Below are 1581 nucleotides of genomic sequence, written 5' to 3'. Positions count from 1 at the left end.
AGACGACGACGTCGGTCACCAGCCGGCTCGCCCGGCACTCGCGCACCGCGCGGACCACCAGGGGGACGCCGCCCACCGGAGCGAGGTTCTTCGCGGGCACGCTCTTCGAGCCGCCGCGTGCGGGGATCACCGCGAGGACCCGGCGGGTCGAGGCGCCGGGGCCCGCTGCGGGGTCGGACATGGGGTCTCCTTGGGGGTGGGAACGTCGGTGGGGCCGTCGGTGGGGGGTCACAGCTCGCCCATCCGCCGGATCGCGGGGGCGACGCGCTGGACGCCGTGGCGGTAGGCGCCGCGCGCGGCCCGGCGCACGATCTGCCGGACGGCGCCGGGCGCCCTGTCGGCGGCGGGCGCTCCGGGCAGCGGTACGCCGTCGGGGCCGAGGTGGTGGCGGGCGAGGACGCCGGGCAGGTAGCCGGGCGCGGTCTCCGGCGTGTACCAGGGCGCGAGCGGCGGCAGGCCGCCCGGCCGGTCCAGCAGGCGGGCGACGCGTGCGCGGGCGTGATCGAACGCCGTGGCGTAGGTTCCGCCGGCGGCCACGCCCTGCCGGGCCACCCAGTCCTCGTCCGGCTCGGGCCGGTACCCGGCGTCGAGCTGGTCCCAGGAGGCGAGGCAGCCGGAGCCGACGAAGTGGTGGTTGCCGAGGGCCTCGCGCACTCCGAGATCGGTGAGGACGGCCGTGGGGACACGGCGGTGCAGGGCCTCCAGGGCGGCGGTGGAGCTGACCGTGACGAGGAGGTCGGTGCGGTCGAGCACCTCGCCCATGTGCCCGTACACCAGGCGGAGGTTGGGCGGCAGGTCCTGGCCCCGGGCCAGTTTCTGGTACGGCAGTTCCTCGATGTGGGTGGTCTGTTCGCCGGGTCTGGAGCGCAGTTTGAGCAGCACCTCGCGCTCGGGGTGTGCGCGGGCGTGCCCGATGAGGCGGTTCAGCAGGTAGGCGCGGTCCCGGCGGTTGTCCGGCACGGAGGGCTGGGCCGCGAACACCACGGTGCGGGGCTCGCGTCCGCCGGTGTGCGGCTCGCCGCCGAGGAAGGGCAGCGCCACCTCGGTCACCGCCGAGGCGTCGGCGCCGACCCCCTCGTACACCGCGCGGAAACGCTCGGCGTCCTGCCGCGAGTTGGCGAGGACGAGGTCCGCGCCGTGCCGCAGCAGCAGGCCGTCGGCGAGTTTCTCGTACACGACGCCGACGTAGCCGGTGACGACGACGGGGCGCTCGGGACGGTCCGCCCACACCGCGCGCAGCCCGTGCAGCATGGCCTGCACGCCGCCGCCGACCAGGGTGAGGACGACCACGTCGTACGGCTCCCGCGCCATGACGCGCAGGAACTCGGCCGCGGTCACCTCTTGCAGGGAGTCGGCGGGGGCGCCGGTCTCCTGGAGCTGGCGGGCCGTGGGCGTGGCCCGGCCGCGCAGGAGGTAGCCGTCCAGGCGGACGTCCGCGTCCTCGGGGGCGATGCGGTGCGCGGTGAGCGCTCCCCATTTCCACCGGGTGTCGGAATCCGCGAGCACGGCCGTTCGCCGGGTCTTCGTCGTACTTGCTGGCACGTCGAGGACGCTAGGAACCCTTTCGGAGCTCCCGCCCAA

General features: G+C 75.5%; 2 protein-coding genes. Both read right to left on the bottom strand.

The features are described from left to right. The coding region (locus ACFY5C_RS41460) for a cytidylyltransferase domain-containing protein (protein WP_389455258.1) at positions 1 to 232 on the bottom strand (232 nt) is incomplete at its 3' end. Further along, positions 229 to 1542: a DUF6716 putative glycosyltransferase gene (locus ACFY5C_RS41455; protein ID WP_389455256.1), complete on the bottom strand. Its 1314-nt coding sequence runs from the start codon at positions 1540 to 1542 to the stop codon at positions 229 to 231. The genes ACFY5C_RS41455 and ACFY5C_RS41460, both read right to left, overlap by 4 nt. Positions 1543 to 1581: the final 39 nt, after the last annotated feature.

Source organism: Streptomyces sp. NPDC012935, from assembly GCF_042900345.1.
GTDB lineage: Bacteria > Actinomycetota > Actinomycetes > Streptomycetales > Streptomycetaceae > Streptomyces.
The sequence above is the reverse complement of the archived record's forward strand: the minus strand, read 5'-3'. Positions and strand labels throughout refer to the sequence as shown.